Raw genomic sequence first — 21,686 nt, 5'->3', positions numbered from 1 at the left:
GGGATCCCTCACGGACGGGGCAGAAACCTCGGCAGATCGACCGCCCGCTTGCTTGCCCGAGCCGGCAGAGGCTGAACTGTGGACTTTGGCTTAGCAGCAGGGGTTGGAGACAGAGGCTGGCCCAGGGACTCTGTTCGCGTGAGTGTGCCGGAGGCATTGGACTCCACCCCGCCGGCCCGAGGTGGGACATCCAAGCCTTTGCGCTCCAAAGCCGCCTTCAAGCTCAGCACATGCATCTGCTGCTGCTCATATTTTTCTCGGAGGGAGCGGTTTTCTTCGCAGAGGGCGGCACGCTCCGCCTGCAGAGCTTTGATCTGCTCTGTTTGCTTCTCCAGTTGCCCAGATAGGGCTGTGATCTCTTCTTGCAGGTGGAGAATGGCCATTTGGGCAGAGTGCAGTTCCGGCTGTCGGTCGGGCTGAGCGGCCAACTGCTCCAAGGCAGCCTGCAACTGCCGCTCCATGGCGGAGAGATGCTGCTGGGCTTGGGCGTACTGTTCCTGGAGATGGCGGTGCTCTTGCTGCCAACGGGCAACTTCTGCTTGGGCTTGGGAGAGGGCCACTTGCAGCGCTTCGGCCTGGGCCTGCCACTGCTGTTGAAGCTGTTGCTGCGCCAGGGATCCCTGACGCAGGTGCTCCTGTTGAGCTTGCAAAGCCGCCAATTGAGCTTGGGCTTCGGCCAGGGCTGCTTCCAACTCCTGCCGCTGTTCCCGCCAGCGCTGCTCGGCCTCGGCTTCTGTCTCGGCATAGCCTGCCAAACGGGCCTCGAGGTGTTCCCGTTGCTCCTGCCAGGCTGCCTGTTGGTCGCTGTACAAAGCTCGCAGGCTGCTCAGCTCCGCTTGAGTTTCGGCAATTTGGGTGCGGGCCAGAGAAAGCTCTGCCTTAAAACGCTGCAACATCTCCACCCGTTTTTCTGCCACATCTTGGGCTTCCAGAAGAGAAGCTTGCAGCTCCTGCTGGCGCTGTTCCCATTGACGGCGCTCCTGAGCGTGGGCCAAGCGTAGCTGCTCAATCTGCTCCTGCAGGGCCTCGATATCTTGCCGCTGCCGTTCATTTAGGCGTTGCCGAGCCGCCAGTTGAGCTTCCTGCTCCGAGATCTGCACTTTCTGATCCGCCAAAGCCTGCTGCAACTGTTGCAAGAGGTGCTCCCGCTCCTGCAGCGCCTTTTCTTGTTCGGCCACCTTCTGGCGCAAAGCCTGCAGTTGTTCCTGAAGAACTCGCCGCTCTTGGAGCTCGGCTTCGGCTTTGAGCAGACGGCTCTCCAAGGGCTGTTGCTGCCTCAGGGCCAAATGGCGCTCCGTGCTGGGATCCGGTTCGGATGCTGAACAGCCCGCATGAGTCTCTGAAAGGATGGGATCCGAGTCACCTGAAGAGGGAGCACGCATAGATTGAAGGAGAGATGAAGAAGCGGGAGCAAATGATAAAGTTCCCTGCAGTATAGAGAGATTTTTGGGCGGGTTCAAGCCAGAAGGGTGATCTTGTAAAATCTCCTGCTGCTCCGCACGGCGCGGAGTGCTATCGGCCTGTTTTGGCCGCGCTCTTGCTTCTGAGGTTCCCAAATCCCCGGACTGGGCAGAAGGGCTTGGCTTACTTTTTTTCGGCCGCGAGGCCCGATCCCGACCGGAAGAGGTCTCCCCTTGCTTGGGCGTGCTCTGAGAGTCTGCCACCTTGCCCCCTTTCATCGCCCACAACACCCACCCCCGCCATCACGGACAGATGGCCCCACCATTCTAAACTGAGTCTAAATCTAAATCGACTCGGTCTCAATCCAAGCGTCTCTGCTGAGTGTAGAGGAGTCCCGCCCGTGCTCGGAGCTCCTGGCAGACGCAGGTCGGCCTCATCGTTGCAGGGGCAAATGCGAGGACTCGCTTCCACTGGCCCGAACAGGGCAGCCAGAGAGCCTGTGGAAAACCGTCTTATCTTTGTCCTTTCTTTTGCGATACTGCTAGGGGTGATGTTGAGAATGACAGCACGATGGCGATGCAAAATGGAGCCAGGGATCCGCTTCAACTTCCTCAACAGCAGACGGGCTCGGCGGGATCCCAGTTGTGCCTTGCCTGTTCTGCTCCCTGTGGCCTACTGTTGAGCCTGCTCTGGGTTGTCCCTGCTCTTGCTCAGCCGGAATCTCCCAGCTCTGCTGCCTTTGCTCTGCCCAACAGCCGCGAAATCCTCACCCCCCCACCCCCCCCCACCCTATCGATTCCCCCCAACCCTGCTGACTCCACCCCTGCGGCTGACCTGACTCTAAAGGGGGCTTTGACGGCTGAAGAATTGGTGGTGCCCCAATCCCCCTTGCAGGTGCGCATCGAGCGAAGGGAGGGCTTGTCTTTGGAAGAAGCTCTGGAGATCGCCGTTGCCCAGAACCCGGCTGTGCAGCGGGCCAGACTGACTGTCGAGCGGGCCGAGGCCGGGGTAGCTCTAGCTCAAGCTGCCTTTGCTCCCACCCTCTCCAGCCGTGCCAACTACCAGTACAGTGAGGCTCCCTCTCCGGGTGGTGGGCCAAGGCGCGAATCCCACACCCTCTCGGCCAGTGTGGTGCGGGTGGAGTATACCGCTTTTGACAGTGGCCTCAGGGAGCAAAACCTGAAGCTGGCCCAGGAAGCTCTGCGCATCGCCCAACTGCAACTGGAGCAAACGCTGCAGACGGTCAAACAAGCTGTGGCCAATGCCTACTACGATCTGCAAAGCGCAGATGCCAGGGTTGCCATCAGCCAAGCTGCCGTTGAAAGCTCTGAAGCTACTCTGCGGGATGCTCAAGCTCGAGAAGGGGCCGGGCTGGGTACCCGCTTTGAGATTCTCCAGGCAGAGACGGAATTGGCCAACAATCGACAAACCTTGCTGGTGGCCCAGAACACCCAGCAACTGAATCGCCGCCGCCTGGCCGAACTGCTGAATTTCCCCAGCCCCACCGACGTGTTGGCCAGCGACCGCATCGAGCCGATGGGAGAGTGGGATCTCAGCCTGGAAGAGACCATCATTGCTGCCTTTGCCCAACGACAGGAATTGGAGAGCCGACGCCGAGAATTGGAGCAGGCCCAAAGCCGTGTGCGCCTAGCACAGGCCCGCAATGGCCCCCGAATTGGCTTATTCGCCAGCCTCGATGCCGTTAACGATTTCAACGCCAGCCGCGATAGCTTTGATGTTGGCTATTCGGTGGGAGCCAATTTCAGCTTGACTTGGTTCGATGGGGGAGAAGCGGCTGCCCAAGCCCGCCAAGCTCAGATCGACGGGCAGGTGGCCGTGAGCAATTTCGTCGGCACCCGCAACGAAATCCAGCGGGGGGTGGAAGAAGCCTTTCTGACCCTCAGCTCCAGCCGTGAACAGATCGACTCGGCCAAAGTGGCAATTGCCTCGGCAGAAGAGAGCCTGCGCTTGGCCCGGCTGCGTTTGCAAGCAGGGGTGGGCACCCAAACCGAGGTGATCAATGCTGAAGCTGCTCTCACCACTGCTCGTGGCAACCTTTCCAATGCTGTAATCGCCTACAATCGCGCCTTGGTGCAACTGAAACGGGCCATTGGCAGCCTTTGACCTGAGCCTTTCTCCCTCACTCCCAGCCCTTCTTCCAAAAGGAGAGGGGTGCTATGGATACCGCGACGAAACAGTTCTATTCCAAGCTGGAAGTATAGTTGCTTCAGGTTAGGCTGAGACAGCCAGGCTATTGAGAGAAACCTTCTGGCCCTCTGCATTATTGCTCTGCAACGCTATTGCTCCGCAACGCTGACGCGAAGACGCGACCGACATTTTAGTTGTGGGTACAGTGTCCTGGTTTGAGTCGAAATGACTATGACCCCAGCGCTGCGCATTGCCAACGCGAGCAAGAAAGAGGGGGAACTCTGTGAAGACTATGAAAAAGCAAACCGTGAAAAATCCCCTGCCTTCGGGTGTGGGGAGAACGTCAAACCGCCCCCCCCTGCAATTTGTAATGGCCACAAAAGGGGATCCCTAGAGCTTGCGGGAATAGAACTCGACCACCAAAAGCTCGTTGACCGGGGCGCAAATTTGCTCGCGGGGGGGCAATTCCTTGATGCGTCCGCGCAGCTTTTCTTTGTCAAACTCCAGGTAGTCTGGCAAGAACAATCCCGGATACTCCGCGTAGGCGGCCACCAGCTTGCGGGAAGATTCCTTGTTTTTTACCGTAATCACATCCCCCACTTTGCAGCCATAGCTGGGAATGGTTACCTTTTGGCCGTTAACCTCTATGTGGCCGTGGCTCACGAGCTGCCGAGCTGCCGGAATGGTTGGAGCCATGCCAAGACGAAATACGATGCAATCCAACCGCATTTCCAGCATTTGCAGCAAGGCCAAACCGGTGGATCCCTTGGAGCGCCGTGCCTTGCGCATGTAGCGGATCATCTGCCGCTCGCTCAGCCCGTAGTTGAAGCGCACCTTCTGCTTTTCTTCCAGGCGAATGGCATATTCGGATTTTTTCTTGCGCTCGGCCCCGTGCATACCGGGTGGATTGGTATTTTTGGGGCGCTTGCGCGTCAAACCGGGCAGATCAAGTCCCCCAAAGCGACGAATGATTTTTAGGCGGGGACCTGTGTAGCGGGACATGCGGGCATTTCTCCAAAATCAGCAAACAAACTCTGCAAGAGATGGTCAGCTAGGGAGCAAGAGTACAAACCACCAAAAGAATCGGCGATCTACTATATTAAGCGTTTGATCCCTACTTTGGGCAAGGGGGCAAGGCTGTCTTTTGGGATCCCGTCTCCACCGTTCTAACTGTCTTGTCAGTCGTAGTGAACCCCCATTTGGGTGCGGATGAAGGCGCGATCTTCGCTGAGCAGGCCGTTGAGGGTGCGCCGTTCCCCCAAGATGGGATCCGGATCCAGGCCGATGGCTTCCAAGTCGGCCAGCACCATCAGCTCCACCAATTGCGGGAAGCTTACTTTGGGTTCCCACCCCAGGACTCGCTTGGCTTTTGAAGCATCCCCCAACAGCAGATCCACCTCGGTTGGGCGGTAGTAGCGGGGGTCGATCTCGATCAACACTTGGTCTTTGTACAGCCCCTGTTCGGCTTGGCCGGAGCCTTTCCAGGTAATCGGCAGGCCCACCAGCGCGAAGGCCCGTTCCACAAACTCACGCACGGTGTGGGTTTCCCCAGTAGCCAGCACATAGTCATCCGGCTGGGGTTGTTGGAGCATCATCCACATCCCCTCGACGTAGTCTTTGGCGTAGCCCCAGTCCCGCTTGGCATCCAGGTTGCCCAGGTACAGCTTGCTTTGCTTGCCGGCAACGATGCGGCTGACGGCGCGGGTGATCTTGCGGGTTACAAAGGTTTCCCCTCGCCGTGGGCTTTCGTGGTTAAACAAGATACCGTTGCAGGCGAAGAGGTTGTAGGCTTCGCGGTAGTTGACCGTCTGCCAGTAGCCGTACACCTTGGCACAGGCATAGGGGCTGCGCGGGTAGAAGGGGGTGGTCTCCTTTTGCGGGATCTCCTGCACCAGGCCGAACATCTCCGAGGAGCCTGCCTGGTAAAACTTCACCCGGATCCCGGTGCGCTGCTGATAGTCGCGGATGGCCTCTAGGAGACGCAGGGTACCCATGGCCACTGCATCAACAGTGTATTCCGGCGCATCAAAGCTCACCCGCACGTGGGATTGGGCCCCCAGGTTGTACACTTCCGTCGGCTGCACCTGTTCCAGGATCCTGCGCAGGGTGGTGCCATCCGTGAGATCCCCGTAGTGAAGGAATAGCCTAGCCTGGGGGTCATGGGCATCCACGTAGATGTGGTCGATGCGGTCGGTGTTGAAGGTGCTGGCGCGGCGGATGATGCCGTGAACTTCGTAGTTTTTCTGCAACAACAGCTCGGCCAGGTAAGAGCCATCCTGTCCGGTGATGCCGGTAATTAGGGCACGTTGGGTCATAGAGTTGGGGGCAAAGATCGGGAAAAATGAAGAACCAAGTGGCTCAAGGCTCAAGTCCAATGGCAAACCTCAAAGCGGAGACCTTGAAGCGAGAACATTATAGTGCAGCAGGACTGATACATTTACGCTGAACTTTCCTGTTCGCTTGCGTGGCGTAGCCACACATTGCTGCCCAGAGAAGCAGCGATAGCATCCTGCTCAGTACTGAACAGAATGGCGGTATCCCGCAAAGCCCTGAGGAATACCCCCAGAGCGCCTTGCCAATCCCGTGGTAGCTTGTGGTTGCATTCGGGACAGACAAACACCTTCGCACCCCCTAACTGGGTGTGGATATGCCCACACCTCGTACAGGTCTTGCTGGTGTACGCCTCTGACACATCCACCACCACGTTCTTCTTCCTGGCTTGGAACTTCAGGAACTGCTTGAACCGATAGTGCGCCCAGGTCAGCATCGCCCTAGCCGTCTTGCTACCAAACTTTCTTCCCGCCTTGGCAACCATCTGGGCCGACTCGAAGGTGGGCAGAAATATCAAGCGGTAGTGATCGGTCAGGAACGCTGCTACCTTGCGATGGCACTCGTCCACTAGGTTGTGTTGATCTTTTATTTGAGCCAAAAGAGAGCACTGACGAGATAGAGAAAACTCAAGAAGTTTCTTGCCAACTTGTCAAAACGAGAAAATAGATGCCGGTACTGCTTCAACTTATGAAAAAAAGCATTCGGTTAAATGCCTTTCTTTATATAAATGCTTGTCATAATACCGCTGCGTCTTTCTATTCCTTTTAGGCGGAATAACCGCTTGAGCTTCCCCTATCTTCTCAATCAACTTATCGGCATCATATCCTTTATCCCCAATTACTTTGGTATCCTCTCTCTGCCAGCCCTCTATCAATTCTTCCCCTTGAGTAATATCGTTCCTTTCTCCGCCAGTTATCCTCAATTCCAGCGGATTTCCCAACCCATCTACACTCACATGAATCTTGGTGCTGTATCCGCCTCGGCTTCTCCCCAAAGCTTGCTCCCCTTTTTTCCGGCAGCACAGGAGTGCGCTCGAACCATGGTTGAATCAATAATAAGATGCTCTAAATCAGGGTCGTCAATAAAATACTTGAACATCCGTTCCCACACTCCAAAACGACTCCACCGGTGGAATCTTTGATAAATGGTGTACCATTTGCCATATCCTTCTGGGAGGTAGCGCCAAGGAGCACCAGAACGTGCCATCCAAAGAACTGCTTCAATAAACTGTTTACAGTTTGCTTCTTTCCCAATGTTAACTCTCTCTTCTGTCCGTAAAAAGCCAATATCTTCTGCCATTTGTTTTCATCTAAAAAACCAACTTCATCCTCTTTCCTCCATAAATTATTCTCTCCATCTCAACATAAGATCAACACGACCTAGGACATTGAACCCACAACCAGAACCTTGAATACAGAAGGCCAGAAGGTTTTTCTCAGTAGCCCGTCTGTCTCAGCCTAAACTGAAACAACTATATCGCCACATGAGGCTTCGGCAAATGCGCTAGTGGAGCGGAGTCCTTTCGCCTACAGGTCTAGAGGCTTGTTTTGGCCGGAGCTGGGCTGCTCGCCATCCATTCTTCTCCTGAGTGGAAGGCGATTGGAGAACACCTCATGCTAGGCATTGCTAACGCGAACTGGCATTCCACTCATGGTGAAAGACGCCCGGCCTGTCGATGCGCTCAAAGGTGTGGGCCCCGAAGAAGTCCCGCTGGGCTTGGGTGAGGTTCTGGGGCAGGTTGGCGGTACGGTAGCTGTCGTAGTAGGCCAAGGAAGCGCTGATGGCCGGGAAAGTGCTCCGCACCACTGACGCGAACGGGATCCCCAAGGCCGCCGCTGTGGCCACCACCCGCCGCCAGGAGCCCTGCCGTTCCTGGAGGGCCTGCTTAAACTCCTCATCTGCCCAGTCTACGCGGGTGTAGTGTCTCTAGTATCGACGAAATCTTCAAGTAGAGCCAGTATAAGCTGCCTCGGTGAGGGAGGATTCCTGGTAAAGGCGGGTGGCAGGAGGAAATCCACAGGCGCTGCCATCTTTGTGGATCACTTTCTCTTCCCAGGGCAGGCGATAGGCCCCATTCACCAAATCCTGCATGTAGGTGTAGGGGCAATCTTGGGCTCCGCCTTTGACGGCCACATAGCCACGGTGTCCGAATTGATAAATGTTGTTTTCCACACCCCAATGGATGCGAGCTTCCCGCACCAAATCTGGGCGCACTTCGCCAGTAATGATTTCATCAGGGCGATGGGATCCCATGACCAGGGGGGTGCCATCAAAGTTGCAGATCATGCCCTCCCCCATAGAATCAAACGTGCCATCCGACCCACACATACACACCGAGGCCGTCACCATCAAATTGCAAAAGGCATTGGCCTGATTGGTAATTTGCCAACTGTGGCGAATGGGGGCAGTATATCCGGCAGTGCGCAACATAATCTCGGCCCCTTTGTAGGCACACTCGCGGGCCATTTCTGGAAACATGCCATCATGACAAATGATCAGGGCAATCTTTGAGCCATTCGGGCCATCACAGACAGGGATCCCTAAATTTCCCGGCTCCCAAGGTTCGACGGGAACCCAAGGATGCAGCTTGCGATAGTACAGTTGTAGGTTCCCTCGATTGTCGAGAATAATGCCGCTGTTATAGGGATTACCCTGCGAGTTGTATTCCATGATTGAGAAGCAGCCCCAAATATCGTTCTCTCGGCAGGCGGCACTGAAGGCAGCTACCTCTGGTCCATCCAGTCGGCACATGATCTCCGGATTAGTGTCCATCGACAGGCCGTGCAGAGAGTACTCCGGAAAGACCACCAAATCCATGCTGGGCATGCTGCGGCGAGCCTTCCCCACCATACTGACTATCTTTTGGGTTTGCGCCGCCAGATCATCGGGAGTAACCACATTGGGTAGCTGCAGTTGCACCAGTCCCAATACAACACCGTTGGGAGTTTTATTCAGGCCACCGAGTCCACTCATGATCAAATCCTTTGCTGATGAAGATGGAATGGGTTAGAGAGTTAGTCGAATGGATTTAAGAACTTGTAAAAGCCGATGTATCGATTTGCTATCTAGCAATCCCAGCTTAGGTAGATAATGGTAGGTAATGGGTGAACCTTGCTGTAACAAGATAAATTGGTAGTCTTCTCCATTTGTAGCTAATCCCCAAACAAATTCTTGATTTTTTATTCCTTTGTAAGCATAGGTCAATAATTGGGCGATGGCCAGGCTTGTAGCTACTGTTCCTCCCTTGGTTTCTATCACGAGGATCCAAAAGCTCTCTCTTGCTCCTCTTCTAATGGCGAGTAAGTCTACACGACCTTTGATGGCAACTTGGCCTTCTTCCTCCTCAACGATAATATCGGCAATATTTTCTTCTAGATTAATTTTGATGTCGCTCGATAGAAAGCCTGCCAGTTTGAGAAGTGGAGAAACAAACAGAAATTTGACTTGCCCTTCATTCAGAGTGTCATCGGCCAGATAGCTAAAATACAATTCCTGGAGTTGGGTCAGCTCCTCAATCTCCCGTTCAGTCAAAGGGGGTAAGTCCAGTTTTTCCTCGAACTCTAAAGAATCTCCCCGACACAGCCCTAAGAGCTCGTGAACCTCTCTCAGAGTCAGGGTATTGGCAGGTCGGGTTTGTACAGCGGTCATAACCAGGGATCCCTAAATCGGGTTCACTTCGACTATAGCCAGTCGGCTACTTCCCGGTGCCCAAGGCCCCAGGCATGCCTGCCAGGGTTCGCCGCGGAGAACTGGTCAGGATCATGATCCCCAAGGTCAGCACGTAGGGAGCGGCATTCCACAGGTAGTAGTTGGACTGCACACCCACCGACTGCAAGGCTGGCCCAATCGCCTGAGCTCCGCCGAACAAAAAAGCAGCCAATAAACACTGCAACGGGTTCCACTTGGCAAAGATCACCAGGGCCACGGCCATCAAGCCTTGTCCGCTGGAAATGCGTTCTGTCCAACTGCCGGGGTAGTATAGGGACAGGTAAGCTCCTCCCACGGCTGCCAAGAAGCTGCCTGCCATGATGCACAGAGCCCTTACCTTGGGCACCGAGATCCCCATGGCCCGTGCTGCATCGGGGTTGTCGCCCACAGCCCGCACGAATAGGCCCCAACGAGTGGAGCGAAAGAACCAGTGCATGACAAAGGCCAGGAGGATCCCCAGCAGCAGAAGTGGGCTCAGTTTTAGGGCAGCTTGAATGGCAGGACTGCTGCTCCAATTTCCCAACTCAAAGGCAGGTAGCCGGGGGGCTGCGGGCTGAATGAAGGGTTTGCCCAGGTAAAAGGCCATTCCACTGCCAAAGATGATCATAGCAATGCCCACCGCAACATCGTTAACCCGAGGTTGTTGGGCCAAAAAGGCGTGGATCCCTCCCAAGGCTAAACCGGCAAACCCGGCCACCAATACCCCTAACCAAGGCGCGACCACACTGCCTGCCGTGTTTTGGGTGAGGAAGGAGATGGCGTAGGCGCTCATTGCCCCCATCAACAGGGATCCCTCTAGGCCGAGGTTGATTTTGCCGCTTTTTTCCGTCAGACACTCCCCCAAGCTGACGAACAAAAAAGGCGCACTTCCCCGCAAGGTTCCGGCGATCACCGCCAAGGGGATCCCCCACCATCCTAGGGCTTCTGTTTCCATCTGAGTTTTTCTCCTGACCACTGAATTGGTTACTTGACCAAATCATTGCTACTTCGGGGGCCAGTTATCTAGGCTGGTTCTGAGGGTTCTCGATCCCGAAAAAAGTCGAAGCGCCCGTAGAGGGATTCGCTGTAGAGAATCAGCAAAAAGACAATGCCCTGAAACACCAACACAGTAGCATCCGGCAAATTGTGGGAGCGCTGCAAAATGCTGCCGCTGGCCAGGATCCCTCCCAGGAGGATAGCCATCGCCACTGCTGCGGCTGGGTTTTGTCGAGCGACAAAGGCCACCAGAACGCCGCTGTAGCCATAGCCCACAGTCAAGGACTCATTGGCCCGCCCGTGTACGGCAGCCACCTCTACCATGCCCGCCAAGCCGGCACAGGAGCCGGCCAGAAAGGTGATTAACAGTGTGAGTTTACCGACAGCAATCCCCACCATTCGGGCCACCTTTGGGTTACCCCCTATTATGCGCACCGAAAAACCCAACGTGGTGCGTTGAATCAACACATAGGCAACCAGGCAGGCAACGATGCCATAGACCAAGCCGAAGTGGATGCGGGTGCCCCATAGCCGACCCAACATGTTGGCCTCGTCAACGGCAAAGCTGGAGGGCTTGCTCAAGAAACTGGGATCCCGCAGCGGCCCCCCCACCCAATGGTTCATCAGGGCAATGGCAATGTAGTTCATCAACAGGCTGCTGATGGTTTCATTCACACCCCGGTAGTGGCGCAGTGCCCCCACCACCATGATCCACAGGCCACCGGCCACCATGCCCGCCAAGGCCATCAGGAAAACGACCACGGGTGGAGCCAGGGATCCCGCCCACAGCCCCATCGCCACAGCTGCCACCCCCCCCATCACCAGAGCTCCTTCATTGCCGATGATCACCAGCCCCATGCGGGCCGGCAGGATGGTACACAGGGAGGTGAGCATCAGGGGAGCCGCCCGTTGCAGAGTATTTTGCCAAGAGAACCAACTGCCGAAGGCAGCTCTGTAGATGGAGCCATAGACGGCGAAGGGATTTGCGCCGGCCATGGCACAAAACAAGCCGAAGATCAACAGCGAGGCCAACAAAGCCCCAAAGGGCAGTAGGATCGGCTCAAGGCTGGAGCGCCACCGCAGCGGAACCGAGCGGGAAACAGCAGAAGAGGTGGTAGCCATCAGCTAGAGATACTCCCGATCACGCCTTCCACCAGGTAGTCCATGGATTCCAGCTCGATTGCCCGCTGGCCGTATTCCACTCCGGCAGGGATCACCTCTTTGCCGGTATTGTCTTTGAGAGGGCCTTTGTAAATGACCAACGAGCCAGCTTGCAACTGGGCAAGGGCCGCTTCTCCAGCTTTTTTGGCCTCATCGCTGGCTGCCGATCCCCAGGGGGAAGTTTTAATGAATTTCTCTTTGATACCCCCCCGAATGAGGTGGGGGATCCCACCGTTCATCAGGGTTTTGCCCGCCTGGATGGCTTCGGCAAACTGGGTATAGACGCTTGTCCAGTCGTATTCAGCGCCCGTCAAATAGCCCTTGGGAGCCAGCGCCGCTTGGCTGGTGTTGTGACCACAGCTCATCAGACCTCGCCGCTCTGCTGTTTCGATAACGATTTTGGGACTGTCCACATGGCAGGTGAGCACATCGATGCCTTGGTCGGCCATGCTGTTGGCAGCTTCTGCCTCTTTGACAGGTAGAGCCCAATCTCCCGTAAAGATCACCTGAGTGGTGATGTTGGGGTTGACACTCTTGGCTCCTAAGGTAAAGCTGTTGATGTTGCGCAACACAATGGGAATGGGTTTGGCGGCGATAAACCCAAGGCGGTTGCTTTTGGTCATGGAACCGGCCAGCACCCCGTTGATGTAGTGGCCTTCATCCAAGTAGCCGAAGTAGCTACCGACGTTTTTCGGATGCACTCCCTCAATGTAAAGTCCACCGGCGTGAAAGAATTGTACCTCTGGATATTCCTTGGCTACCCGCAAGATATGGGGATCGTAGTAGCCAAAAGAAGTGGGAAAGAGTACCGTTGCCCCATCTTGCTCGATCATGGCCCGCATGGTTTCTTCCACGGCCACCGTTTCCGGCACATTTTCTTCTTCAACGGTTTTCACCCAAGTTAGGCTGGACAAGCCAACTTTTCCCTCTGCATGGGCCTGGTTCCAGCCAAAGTCATCTTTGGGGCCAACGTAAATAAAGCCGATGGTGATCTCTTTCTTGTTCTGGGCCTGGGCACGCCACAACTGTGAGGTCAAGGTGATGGCAGCGGCGGCAGCACCAGAGCGAAGGAGCTGCCTACGAGTGTACAGATGACGAAACAATGGCCGGCTCATGTTGAGAATCCTATTCGTGAATAAGCTTTCTGGAAAGACGAGACCCAGCAGACTCGGTGAGGTTCTGAACCTCTGCTGAACCCCTGGCAGCAACTACTGTATTTGATAGCCTCTATCGAGAAGTTTTGGTAGTCTAAATTACAGTTTTCTCGATTCAAAGTTTTGATGCTTCACTTTATGCTGGCAAAAGTCCTTCCCGCTCACCCAAAGTTCGGTTAGCCCGTTTTTGGCACTGATAACATTCTCAAGTCTGATGAGTTTTGCGAGTGGGTTTTATGGGTTTTCAATGGCAAGAGGGTGTTGTTCTGGCCGGCCCGGATCTGGTTCCCCATCGCTGCTCCCGCTTCGGGGTAGAACAAGACACCGTTACCTGCATGGAACTGGGGGATCCCATTGTTGGGTTGGAACAGAGATCCTGGGTGATTTTGCCGGCTTTCACCAACAGCCACACCCACATGGGGGATAGCTGTCTGCCGGATGGGGCGACAGGCCTGACTTTGGAAGAGGGGTTCTTCCGACCTGACGGCTACAAATATCGAGAGTTAGCCAAACAGTCGCCGCAACAGCACCTGGAACACATCGCCGCTCACCTGCGCTACATGGCGGCAACGGGCACCATCCGACACATCGATTTTCGCGAGCAGGGGGTCTACGGCTGCCAACTGTTGCGGGAAGCTGCAGCCCAAACCGGGATCCACTCAGTGATCTTGGGCCAGTTTGAGAGCCTCCCTTTCAGTGAGGAGCAATTGCGGCAAAATCGGGATCCCTTAAACCCCCAAGCCTATCAAGAATTGCAAGAGATTCTGGCAGTAGCAGATGGATTTTCCGAGAGCACCCTGAACGATTTGACGGAACCCGCCTGGCGGCAGATCCACGACCTGACCGAGAAAATAGGCAAGCTGCGGGCCATCCACTGTCTGGAAAATGAGGGGTATCGAGAGGTCAGTCTGGCCATCGCCGGACGGGGAGATTTGGAGCGTGCTCTTGATTTTTACCGTCCCCATTTGGTGATTCACGCAACGGTGGCCAACGCAGCGGAAATTCAATTGCTCTCCCGGCATCGGGTGAATGTCGTTTTGAACCCACGGGCCAATGCCAACTTGGGACTGCCTCTCCCGCCGATTGCCCGCCTGCTGGAGAGTGAGGCCAATCTCTTGCTAGGCACCGACAACGGACTTTTGAATAGCCCGAACCTTTTGGCAGAGCTGGATTTCACCTACAAAGTGGCCAAAAGCCAGTTTGGAGATGCGGTGCGCCCTGATCCAGTCGAGATTTTGAAGATGGTGACCAGCAACATCCGACATTTACGGCCTCTACTGGGATCCGATGTGTACGGCTATTTGGATGTGGGGCTGCCCGCCGATTTGGTGTTGCTGGACTTCACCCGTCCTCATTTGCGGGCCAGTCGTCATCTAATTGCGTCGATTCTCACTCGGGTTACCCCGGCAGATGTGGTGCTGACGATGCGGCAGGGCCAGGTACTGTGGCGGGATCCCCAGCGGGTCAACTGATGTCGAAGCTGCGACTGGGAAAAGCTGGTGAAATGCGATTATTCCTGTCTATTTCTGGAAGCGATGTAGGCTCGCCACCCCCCCCAAGCGGTGATGTCCAATTGCCCCTCACACAGGTAGGGTTCGGCTAGGATCCCCAGCACTTCCTCCCCTTCTGCCAAAAGAATGCGGCCCACTGACAAGCCTGGCGGCTCTTGCAAAAGGAGTTGACCCAACCCATGGGCAGGGATTTCCCAAATCTCCAGAGCAATTGCAGAACCGCCCTGGCAAACCCGTACCATGCCTGGATAAAGACCGTCGATGGACCAAAGCCGATAACAAGCGGCTGTTTGGGCTTCCCGCACAAAGCGACCCCCAATTTGCAGTAGGTTCTCATTGAGGGGTAGCCCCCGCATCAGGGTGCCATTCACGGCCAATTTAATGTCCATATCAAATCAAACAGATTCTCCCGCCTCCGGATCCCCGGCCAGAGAGGGATCCCAAGACCTCCTCATGCTACCCGTTGCTAACGCGAACTGGCATTCCACTCATGGTGAAAGACGCCCGGCCTGTCGATGCGCTCAAAGGTGTGGGCCCCGAAGAAGTCCCGCTGGGCTTGGGTGAGGTTCTGGGGCAGGTTGGCGGTACGGTAGCTGTCGTAGTAGGCCAAGGAAGCGCTGATGGCCGGGATCGGGATCCCCAAGGCCGCCGCTGTGGCCACCACCCGCCGCCAGGATCCCTGCCGTTCCTGAATGGCCTGCTCGAACTCCTCATCCAAGAGCAGGTTCACCAGCTCTGGATCCCGTTTGTAGGCCGATTGGATCTCACCGAGGAAGCGGGCGCGGATGATACAGCCCCCTTTCCAAATCCGCGGAATCTCGCTGAAGGTGTAGACGTAGCCGTGGGCAACGGTGGCTTTTTTGAGCAGGGCCATCCCCTGAGCATAGGAGCAGATTTTGGAGCAATAGAGAGCAGCGCGCAGATCTTGGATAAAGCGATCGGGATCCCCTTCAAAAGTGGCGTCCGGCCCTTTCAACTGGGCAGAGGCAGCCACCCGCTCCTCTTTCATCGACGAGAGGATACGAGCTTGCACTGCCGCCTCGATGGTGGGCACCGCTACCCCCAGATCCAGAGCATCTTTGACCGTCCACAAACCGGTGCCTTTCTGCCCGGCCTTATCCAGGATGAGATCCACCAAAGGCTTGCCGGTTTCCGGATCTAGGGTTTGGAAAATCTTGGCGGTAATTTCAATCAGGAAAGATTCCAGCTCCGTTTCATTCCAAGCCTGAAAAATCTCCTGCATCTGCGAGGCCGACAGCTTCAAGGCCCTGCGCATTAGGTCATAGACCTCGGCGATCAGCTGCATATCGCCGTATTCGATGCCGTTGTGTACCATCTTCACGTAGTGCCCGCCCCCTTTGGGCCCCAGGTAGGTGACACAGGGGCCGTCTGGCACTTGAGCGGCAATTTTGGTCAAGATGGGCTCCAGTTGTTGGTAAGCCTCTGGGCTACAGCCGGGCATGAGGCTGGGGCCGTTCAGGGCGCCCTCTTCCCCGCCGCTCACCCCCATGCCGACAAAGTGGATCCCGGTGGGAGCTAGGGCTTCGGCACGGCGATCGGTGTCGGTGTAGAGGGAGTTGCCGCCGTCGATGATGATATCCCCCGGATCCAGCAGCGGCTTCAGCTCGTCGATCACCGCATCGACCGGCGCGCCCGCCTTGACCATGATCAAGAATTTGCGGGGCCGCTCCATCAGTTGCACCAGTTCCGGCAGGCTGTAGGCGGGGGTGATCCGTTTGCCTTGGGCTCGCTCCCGCATGAACTGGTCGGTTTTGGAGCTGGTGCGGTTGTAGACGGCAACCGGAAAGCCGTTGCGCTCGATGTTGAGGGCCAAGTTTTCCCCCATCACCGCCAGGCCGATCACCGCAAAGCTGGGCTTGCTCATAGTTGGGCACTATCGACACCTCACCCAATCTAGAGGCCAATCCGACCGACCGGGTTCAGGGATCCTGTTTTCTTCACGTTTGCCGTGGTTGCGGGTTTTGGGGTGGGTTTCCAGGACAGCTCAAGCTCTCGCGGGTGGTTACACCGGTTACCGGGTGGGATCCCTCAGCTCGCTCACACAACTGCCGCTTTGCCGCCCGATCCACATAGGCTTCGCTGAAATCGGCGCCGGCAATCTGCGCGCCCTGCCAAACTGCCCGCGCGGCAATGGCTCCCGTGAGGTTGGCCCCCCTGAGATCGGCTCCTGCCAAATTGGCCAGATCCAAGAGGCTATTGCTCAAGTCGGCACCGGATAGATTGGCCCCTGCCAGGTTGGCTTTGGTGAATGCCGCCCCCGCAAGGTTGGCCCCGTGCAGATCGGCGCCCTGCAGGTTGGCACTGACAAAGCTGCTGCCCCGCCAATCTTGGCCGGACAAATCCTGACCCTGCAGATCGGCGTTGTTGAAGTTGAGACGGGTTTGGCTACCCGCTATGGAGCCCCAGAGGAGCCAAAGCAGCAGAGTGGCCGCCAGCAGCATGCCCAGCTTCCCGAAGTCGCGCCAGCAAGTCGAGGCGTTGGATTTTGGGGCCATCGAGGATCCCTAGATTCTCTACCCCCATTCTTGCCGATTTTCCCCTTGCCCACTGAGAACTGGGATCATTGCGTTGCAGCAGAGACAGCCGTTATCCGCCGTAGGTTACATTCCGCTCGGTGGTGCGAAATTGCAGGATCGTCAGCCCCACCACAATGAGAAACAGGACGATGGATTGCGCGGCAGCCCTACCCAAATTGCCTGAAGACACTCCGATTTTGTAGATCTCGTAGATCAACACCGAGGTGGATCCGGAAGGGCCCCCAGCAGTCAGCAAGTCAATGGTGCCAAAGATATCGAAAAACGCATAGGTCATGTTGGTAATCACCAAAAAGAAGGTGATGGGAGAAAGCAGCGGTAGGGTGATGGCAAAAAAGCGACGCACTGCCCCGGCCCCGTCGATGGCAGCCGCTTCCAGCAAATCCTTGGGCAGGTTTTGCAGGCCGGCAAGGTAAAACAAAATGTTGTAGCCCATCTGCTTCCAAACGCTGGCAAAAATCACCACCCAAGGGGCCAAGTTGGGATCGCTGAGCCAGTTTAAACGGGGGATCCCCACCAGGCCCAGCAAATGGTTGGCCACCCCTCCCAAGGGGTTGAACATGATAAAGAAGATGATCCCGGCCACCGCCGGAGAGATGGCGTAGGGCCAGATCAGCAACACCCGATAAATCGCCGCCCCCCGAATCGGCTGATAGGCCAGCGTGGCAATCAACAGGGATCCGCTCAACCCCAGCACCACGATGGCCGCCGAAATGGCAAAGGTAATCCCCAGGCTGCGCAGATAGGTGGAATCCGTCAGCAAAGCGGTAAAGTTATCCACACAGACGAAGCGGCTGCGCGGCGCCCCCACAAACGTGAGCAGGGTGGAAAGGCGGAAGGTATCCAGCCCTGGGTAGTAGAGAAACACCACCAAGATCGTGAAGGTGGGCAACAAGAGCAGCCACGCCAGCCACCACTGCTTAAAGATGCCCCTCTCCTGAACAGCTGGGCCGGGGATCCCCAGGCGGCGCTCCTGCTCCTTCTGCGTCCACGCCAACAGCGGCCAGAGGGGAATGGCCATGCCCGCCAGCACCAGCCCCACGCCAAAGGCCATGTCGATGGCCTTGCGCTCCGGCTCAAAAGTGCAAAAATCCAGGGGCGCCATAAAAATCAGGGATCCCAGCCCTCCTGCTAGGCCCCCCAGCACTGCCCCCACCGGCACAGGCCACTCGATGCGTCGAAAACGGAGCCCCATCCAGAGGGATCCCAGCAACCCCGCCAACAGCGGCACCAACACTTGGACGAATCCCAACATGCCTCTCACCTCGGCTTTGCTCTTCACAAGAGCCTTATCAAAGCCCGGAAAGGGGCAGGCCGCCGCCCACCCCCATCCCTCAATAACACCCCTGGCCCATCGACACTGGGGCTACTGGTAAAGGGAGTTGTACTCGGCCAGAAGGCGGTTGGCCTCCTCGTTGGCCTTGGCCATGGCCTGGGCCGGATCCCCGCCTTTAAGCATCAGATCTTCCATGGTTTGGGTTACCACGTTGCGAATTTCGGGGAAAGCCCCCAGCAGCGCCCCCCGAGTGGCAGGGGTCACTTTGGAATTATTAATTTGGTCGCTGGCGGTGAAGAAGTTGGGGTTTTCCTTGAACCAGCCCTTCGACTCCAGCAAGGCTACCGAGCTTTTCCGAATGGGCAAGTAGCCGGTCACTTGGTGCCACTCGGCAGCATTTTCGGTGTTGTTCAGCCACAACATGAAGGTCAGCGCCCCCTCTTCCACCTCCTTGGGCAGATCCTTCACCAGCCAGAGGCTGGCTCCCCCGATCAAGTTCCCCGTCCAACCCTTGTCGGCGTTGTAGGGCATGCGGGTGGTGACCAGCTCGATGTTGTTCTGCTTGGCGGCATTGGTGATGTTGGCGGCATCGGCGCTGCTGGTGATGGCCATGGCGACGGTACCGGTCTGGATGGCCTGCTCGGTGGCTGCCCAATCCCGCTGCTTGCCGCTGTAGATGTAGTAGCCTTTGTCATACATCCCTTTCCACCAGGTGGCGATGGCAATTGACGGCTCCGAGTCCAAAAAGACCTGGGTGGCACGGGCGGCACGGCCATTGTCGTTGTTGGCCAAGAGGGCATTCTGCTGGGCCATCCACTGCTCGTAGAACCAGCCGTGATTGGGCCAGGTCACACAGCCCTGGGGAGCGTCGGGGAGGGCCATGATCTTTTGACAAGCAGCCTCCAGCTCTTGCCAGGTGGCCGGCGGCTTTTCGATCCCAGCCTTCTTCAAGATGGCCGTGTTGGAGTAGAGAATGGGGCTGGAGCTGTTCCAGGGCATGGAGGTAAATTTGCCATCCAGGGTGTAGTAGCTCACCACCGGCTCGATAAAATCGTCGAAATTCACTGGGATCCCGTTCACTTCGGTGCGATTGCCCAGAGCCTCGGCAATGGACTTGAAGTAACCAAAATCCCGTGCCCGTTGGGTGCCCACCTCAAACCATTGCACCACCGAAGGAGCAGCATTTTGTTGAATGGCCAGGTCGGTGGCTTGCTGAATTTCTTCGTAGTTGCCGTAGCCTTCGACCGTAACTTTGTATTGAGGAAATTGTTTGTTGAACTCTGCCGCTTTTTCGCGGACCCAATCCAGGCGGTTGTCGGTAAAGGCAATCCAAACTTTGACTTCGGCAGGAGACTGAGCAAAGCTGTCGGCAGCCAGAAGAGCAGCAGCAGACGCAGCCACCAGGCCAGCCGCAACAGCCAGGAAAGTACGACGGGTGTTCATAGAAAAATGCAGTCGCATTCGCTAAAGGCACCTCTGAGATTACAGCACCGACATTAAGAGCAGGTTATGTCTGGCGGGATCCCTCTAGGAAGTGAACCTTCAGGCCAAAGTCAGAGTCAGACAGGGTAAAGGCTGAGCCTGGGTTATGATCGACAACCTCTCTAGGGGTCTGGAAAAATGAGAATGAAGATGAAAAATGCAAGCTTTTGCCTGTTGTTGGCTATTGCCCTCCTGATGGCGCTTGCCCCCTTTGCGCAGGCTCGCCCCCGTCAACGCACTGCCACAGCCACCACGCCAACGGGCGGATCCCCGGCCCTGAGCGACGAACGCACCTTCACAACTTCCGGCACCTACACTCGCACCGGGCCAAGTGGCAGATCGGGTAGTGGCACCTATTCCGGCCAGGGATCCCGGCAACTCATTCCCGGTCAAGGGATCCAAGGAGACTACTCCGGCCAAGTCACTACCCAACAAGGTCAGACCTGGAACCTGAACCATCAGCACACCACCACCCGCACGAATGAGGGCTGGCAACGGCAGGGCAGCACCACGGTGCACAATGCCCAGGGCGAGACGGTAGGCAGCAGCTCAAGCCTTACTGAGGGCCAAGCGGGGCAAGGCTGGCAGCGCAGCGGCCAATTCAGCAATGCCCGCGACCAAACCTACACCACCGAATCGAGGGGCACACCGACGGGGCCAGGACAATGGCAGCGCGAGGCTCATGTTTTCAATGCCGAAGGGGATCTGCTTGGTGGCACCCAGTCCTCTGTGCAGTACCGATTTGTGCCAGGACAAGGCTGGGTGAAAACAGTAGAAGGCAAGACTCTAAAGGGTCAACCCATCCGCCGCACCACCACGATCGGCCCCAACCTGTGAAGAAGAATCTGAAGGGCACTTTAAGGGATCCCTTAGGATTTTGTGGGAGGAAGCGGGCGGACGGAATCGAACCGACAACAGCAGTTTGGAAGACTGCGGTTTTACCATTAAACTACGCCCGCACAGGCATTCACTGATGCCAGAAGCCTATGATAGCACCTCTCCCCAGTCAAGGTCTGGAGAGAAATCCATTTCCATCAGCGAGACGGGCTTCTTGGGTGGGCTGCGCTTACTTGCGGCGGAGATCTTTCTGGCGTTTCTTCTGCCATTGGCGAAATTCTTTCTCGTAGCGTTCACCTTCTGTTTGGTAGGCGTTCCAGCCCTTGAGGGAAACGGTCAAGCCCCAGCCCATGAGGATAAATAGCGACCAAGATAGCCCTCCACCGGAGAGCCAGTCTAAGCCCAGCAAAAAGCTGTTGACAATTCCATAGCGGCCCAGCAGTTGGTAAAACTGCCGACGGCGGTAGCGCTGGAATTCTCGGTGTTGGCTGTTCAGCTCTTGCCAGGCCTTCCATTCCTGCTCGGCCAAGTCCAGCTCTTGGGGGGAGATCCCCAGTTCGGCAGCCATCTCCTGCAGTTGGGAGCGGGTGAACTCGCCCAGGCGTGGCTGGCGGGCAATGGCCCGCTGCAGGATCTGCTGCACGTCCTCTTGGCTGTACCGGGATCCCGACATTTGGCTGGCTGATATTCAACTTTGTAAACCTTATAATCCCCTAGTCTAGGCTAGCCGGATCTTGGGCCTTATGAAGCGCCGTCTGCTGCGGGATCCCAGCTGGCAAATCTCAACTCGAATGTCAAATCGCACTAATCGCAGTCACCGAAAAAACTGGGTCTGAAGCCCCGCCCTTAAGGCCTACGGCCCGCTGACGCGACAGGGCGGCTTTCATGTGTGTACAATACAACCCATGAAACAGACTCTAACACTGGTTTGTAAGTCCAACCCACGCCCGAACAGGCGGCCAAAATACAAGCCACACTCCAGGCCTTTGCCGCCGCTTGCCACTACACCAACCAAACGGTCAAGCCAAATATCTGCAACCCTGTTGCCATTCAGGCACAGGTGTACCAAACCCTGCGCAGCGAGTTCGGACTCAGTGCCAACCTAGCCGTTAGAGTCTGTGCAAGAGTGGGAGCTAACCGCAAGACT

The 21,686-nt window shown here is 56.5% G+C and carries 17 protein-coding genes, 1 tRNA gene and 4 pseudogenes; 4 read left to right on the top strand and 18 right to left on the bottom strand.

Features of this window, described 5'->3' with window-relative positions; all coding sequences use genetic code 11:
- Window positions 1–8: 8 nt before the first annotated feature.
- Window positions 9–1,286, bottom strand: coding sequence for a hypothetical protein (locus ACVWYZ_RS02255; protein ID WP_457465793.1), 1,278 nt, complete (start codon window positions 1,284–1,286; stop codon window positions 9–11).
- Between the two features lie 685 nt (window positions 1,287–1,971).
- Between ACVWYZ_RS02255 and ACVWYZ_RS02250 the strand changes: the two genes are divergently transcribed.
- A complete protein-coding gene (locus ACVWYZ_RS02250) occupies window positions 1,972–3,525 on the top strand; it encodes a TolC family protein (protein WP_457465791.1) in 1,554 nt (517 codons plus the stop codon).
- A gap of 414 nt (window positions 3,526–3,939) precedes the next feature.
- Here ACVWYZ_RS02250 and rpsD read toward each other — a convergent pair whose 3' ends face one another.
- The 10 genes and pseudogenes from rpsD to ACVWYZ_RS02200 form a co-directional block, all read right to left on the bottom strand.
- A complete protein-coding gene (gene rpsD / locus ACVWYZ_RS02245; RefSeq protein WP_011432724.1) occupies window positions 3,940–4,551 on the bottom strand; it encodes a 30S ribosomal protein S4 in 612 nt (203 codons plus the stop codon).
- A 176-nt stretch (window positions 4,552–4,727) separates the two neighbouring features.
- Entirely contained in the window at window positions 4,728–5,864 is a 1,137-nt protein-coding gene (gene gmd, locus ACVWYZ_RS02240) for a GDP-mannose 4,6-dehydratase (protein ID WP_414357356.1), read from the bottom strand.
- Window positions 5,865–5,986: 122 nt separating this feature from the next.
- A pseudogene (locus ACVWYZ_RS02235) lies at window positions 5,987–6,454 on the bottom strand (zinc ribbon domain-containing protein); the annotation flags it as partial.
- Window positions 6,455–6,465: 11 nt separating this feature from the next.
- Window positions 6,466–7,169, bottom strand: a pseudogene (locus ACVWYZ_RS02230) (IS5 family transposase).
- 337 nt (window positions 7,170–7,506) lie between these two features.
- Window positions 7,507–7,773, bottom strand: a pseudogene (locus tag ACVWYZ_RS02225) (NADP-dependent phosphogluconate dehydrogenase); the annotation flags it as partial.
- 51 nt (window positions 7,774–7,824) lie between these two features.
- A complete protein-coding gene (locus ACVWYZ_RS02220) occupies window positions 7,825–8,853 on the bottom strand; it encodes a formamidase (protein ID WP_457465789.1) in 1,029 nt (342 codons plus the stop codon).
- A gap of 33 nt (window positions 8,854–8,886) precedes the next feature.
- Window positions 8,887–9,528 (bottom strand): restriction endonuclease subunit R, encoded by a 642-nt coding sequence (locus tag ACVWYZ_RS02215; RefSeq protein ID WP_414357564.1) that lies wholly within the window; start codon window positions 9,526–9,528, stop codon window positions 8,887–8,889.
- A gap of 46 nt (window positions 9,529–9,574) precedes the next feature.
- Window positions 9,575–10,522 carry an ABC transporter permease gene (locus ACVWYZ_RS02210; protein WP_099812292.1) on the bottom strand — a complete coding sequence of 316 codons (948 nt, stop codon included), beginning with the start codon at window positions 10,520–10,522 and terminating at the stop codon, window positions 9,575–9,577.
- Window positions 10,523–10,590: 68 nt separating this feature from the next.
- Entirely contained in the window at window positions 10,591–11,685 is a 1,095-nt protein-coding gene (locus ACVWYZ_RS02205; RefSeq protein ID WP_414406450.1) for an ABC transporter permease, read from the bottom strand.
- Entirely contained in the window at window positions 11,685–12,839 is a 1,155-nt protein-coding gene (locus tag ACVWYZ_RS02200; protein ID WP_414406449.1) for a BMP family ABC transporter substrate-binding protein, read from the bottom strand. The genes ACVWYZ_RS02205 and ACVWYZ_RS02200 overlap by 1 nt, the downstream gene beginning before the upstream one ends.
- 275 nt (window positions 12,840–13,114) lie before the next feature.
- On the opposite strand from ACVWYZ_RS02200, the gene ACVWYZ_RS02195 reads away from it, so the two are divergent.
- Window positions 13,115–14,350, top strand: coding sequence for an amidohydrolase family protein (locus ACVWYZ_RS02195; RefSeq protein WP_457465786.1), 1,236 nt, complete (start codon window positions 13,115–13,117; stop codon window positions 14,348–14,350).
- Between the two features lie 38 nt (window positions 14,351–14,388).
- Here the strand turns inward: ACVWYZ_RS02195 and ACVWYZ_RS02190 are convergent, their stop codons facing one another.
- The 5 genes from ACVWYZ_RS02190 to ACVWYZ_RS02170 all read right to left on the bottom strand — a co-directional run bounded on the left by ACVWYZ_RS02190 (window position 14,389) and on the right by ACVWYZ_RS02170 (window position 19,663).
- Entirely contained in the window at window positions 14,389–14,778 is a 390-nt protein-coding gene (locus tag ACVWYZ_RS02190; RefSeq protein WP_099812288.1) for an allophanate hydrolase-related protein, read from the bottom strand.
- 77 nt (window positions 14,779–14,855) lie between these two features.
- Complete coding sequence (gene gndA, locus ACVWYZ_RS02185; protein ID WP_457465783.1) at window positions 14,856–16,274, bottom strand: NADP-dependent phosphogluconate dehydrogenase; 1,419 nt, start codon at window positions 16,272–16,274, stop codon at window positions 14,856–14,858.
- 73 nt (window positions 16,275–16,347) lie between these two features.
- Window positions 16,348–16,905, bottom strand: coding sequence for a pentapeptide repeat-containing protein (locus ACVWYZ_RS02180; protein ID WP_457465782.1), 558 nt, complete (start codon window positions 16,903–16,905; stop codon window positions 16,348–16,350).
- Window positions 16,906–16,996: 91 nt separating this feature from the next.
- Window positions 16,997–18,199 carry a carbohydrate ABC transporter permease gene (locus ACVWYZ_RS02175; RefSeq protein WP_414329418.1) on the bottom strand — a complete coding sequence of 401 codons (1,203 nt, stop codon included), beginning with the start codon at window positions 18,197–18,199 and terminating at the stop codon, window positions 16,997–16,999.
- Between the two features lie 111 nt (window positions 18,200–18,310).
- Window positions 18,311–19,663 (bottom strand): ABC transporter substrate-binding protein, encoded by a 1,353-nt coding sequence (locus tag ACVWYZ_RS02170; RefSeq protein WP_457465781.1) that lies wholly within the window; start codon window positions 19,661–19,663, stop codon window positions 18,311–18,313.
- Window positions 19,664–19,852: 189 nt separating this feature from the next.
- Here ACVWYZ_RS02170 and ACVWYZ_RS02165 point away from each other — a divergent pair, with 189 nt between their 5' ends.
- Window positions 19,853–20,539 (top strand): hypothetical protein, encoded by a 687-nt coding sequence (locus tag ACVWYZ_RS02165; protein WP_457465779.1) that lies wholly within the window; start codon window positions 19,853–19,855, stop codon window positions 20,537–20,539.
- A 51-nt stretch (window positions 20,540–20,590) separates the two neighbouring features.
- On the opposite strand, the gene ACVWYZ_RS02160 is transcribed toward ACVWYZ_RS02165, so the two are convergent.
- Window positions 20,591–20,661: transfer RNA gene (locus ACVWYZ_RS02160), tRNA-Gly, on the bottom strand.
- Window positions 20,662–20,768: 107 nt separating this feature from the next.
- Window positions 20,769–21,212, bottom strand: a complete 444-nt coding sequence (locus ACVWYZ_RS02155; protein ID WP_457465777.1) for a 2TM domain-containing protein — start codon at window positions 21,210–21,212, stop codon at window positions 20,769–20,771.
- A 232-nt stretch (window positions 21,213–21,444) separates the two neighbouring features.
- Here ACVWYZ_RS02155 and ACVWYZ_RS02150 point away from each other — a divergent pair.
- Window positions 21,445–21,686 (top strand): annotated as a pseudogene (locus ACVWYZ_RS02150) (RNA-guided endonuclease TnpB family protein); the annotation flags it as partial.

This window comes from Thermostichus sp. MS-CIW-37, assembly GCF_054060065.1.
Note: the sequence above shows the minus strand (reverse complement) of the source record. Positions and strands in the feature narration are given on the sequence as shown.

Coding starts and splice junctions, on each gene's coding strand:
- ACVWYZ_RS02250 (WP_457465791.1), top strand. CDS start 1,972: ATGGCGATGCAAAATGGAGCCAGGGATCCGCTTCAACTTCCTCAACAG.
- rpsD (WP_011432724.1), bottom strand. CDS start 4,551: ATGTCCCGCTACACAGGTCCCCGCCTAAAAATCATTCGTCGCTTTGGG.
- gmd (WP_414357356.1), bottom strand. CDS start 5,864: ATGACCCAACGTGCCCTAATTACCGGCATCACCGGACAGGATGGCTCT.
- ACVWYZ_RS02220 (WP_457465789.1), bottom strand. CDS start 8,853: ATGAGTGGACTCGGTGGCCTGAATAAAACTCCCAACGGTGTTGTATTG.
- ACVWYZ_RS02215 (WP_414357564.1), bottom strand. CDS start 9,528: ATGACCGCTGTACAAACCCGACCTGCCAATACCCTGACTCTGAGAGAG.
- ACVWYZ_RS02210 (WP_099812292.1), bottom strand. CDS start 10,522: ATGGAAACAGAAGCCCTAGGATGGTGGGGGATCCCCTTGGCGGTGATC.
- ACVWYZ_RS02205 (WP_414406450.1), bottom strand. CDS start 11,685: ATGGCTACCACCTCTTCTGCTGTTTCCCGCTCGGTTCCGCTGCGGTGG.
- ACVWYZ_RS02200 (WP_414406449.1), bottom strand. CDS start 12,839: ATGAGCCGGCCATTGTTTCGTCATCTGTACACTCGTAGGCAGCTCCTT.
- ACVWYZ_RS02195 (WP_457465786.1), top strand. CDS start 13,115: ATGGGTTTTCAATGGCAAGAGGGTGTTGTTCTGGCCGGCCCGGATCTG.
- ACVWYZ_RS02190 (WP_099812288.1), bottom strand. CDS start 14,778: ATGGACATTAAATTGGCCGTGAATGGCACCCTGATGCGGGGGCTACCC.
- gndA (WP_457465783.1), bottom strand. CDS start 16,274: ATGAGCAAGCCCAGCTTTGCGGTGATCGGCCTGGCGGTGATGGGGGAA.
- ACVWYZ_RS02180 (WP_457465782.1), bottom strand. CDS start 16,905: ATGGCCCCAAAATCCAACGCCTCGACTTGCTGGCGCGACTTCGGGAAG.
- ACVWYZ_RS02175 (WP_414329418.1), bottom strand. CDS start 18,199: ATGTTGGGATTCGTCCAAGTGTTGGTGCCGCTGTTGGCGGGGTTGCTG.
- ACVWYZ_RS02170 (WP_457465781.1), bottom strand. CDS start 19,663: ATGAACACCCGTCGTACTTTCCTGGCTGTTGCGGCTGGCCTGGTGGCT.
- ACVWYZ_RS02165 (WP_457465779.1), top strand. CDS start 19,853: ATGAAAAATGCAAGCTTTTGCCTGTTGTTGGCTATTGCCCTCCTGATG.
- ACVWYZ_RS02155 (WP_457465777.1), bottom strand. CDS start 21,212: ATGTCGGGATCCCGGTACAGCCAAGAGGACGTGCAGCAGATCCTGCAG.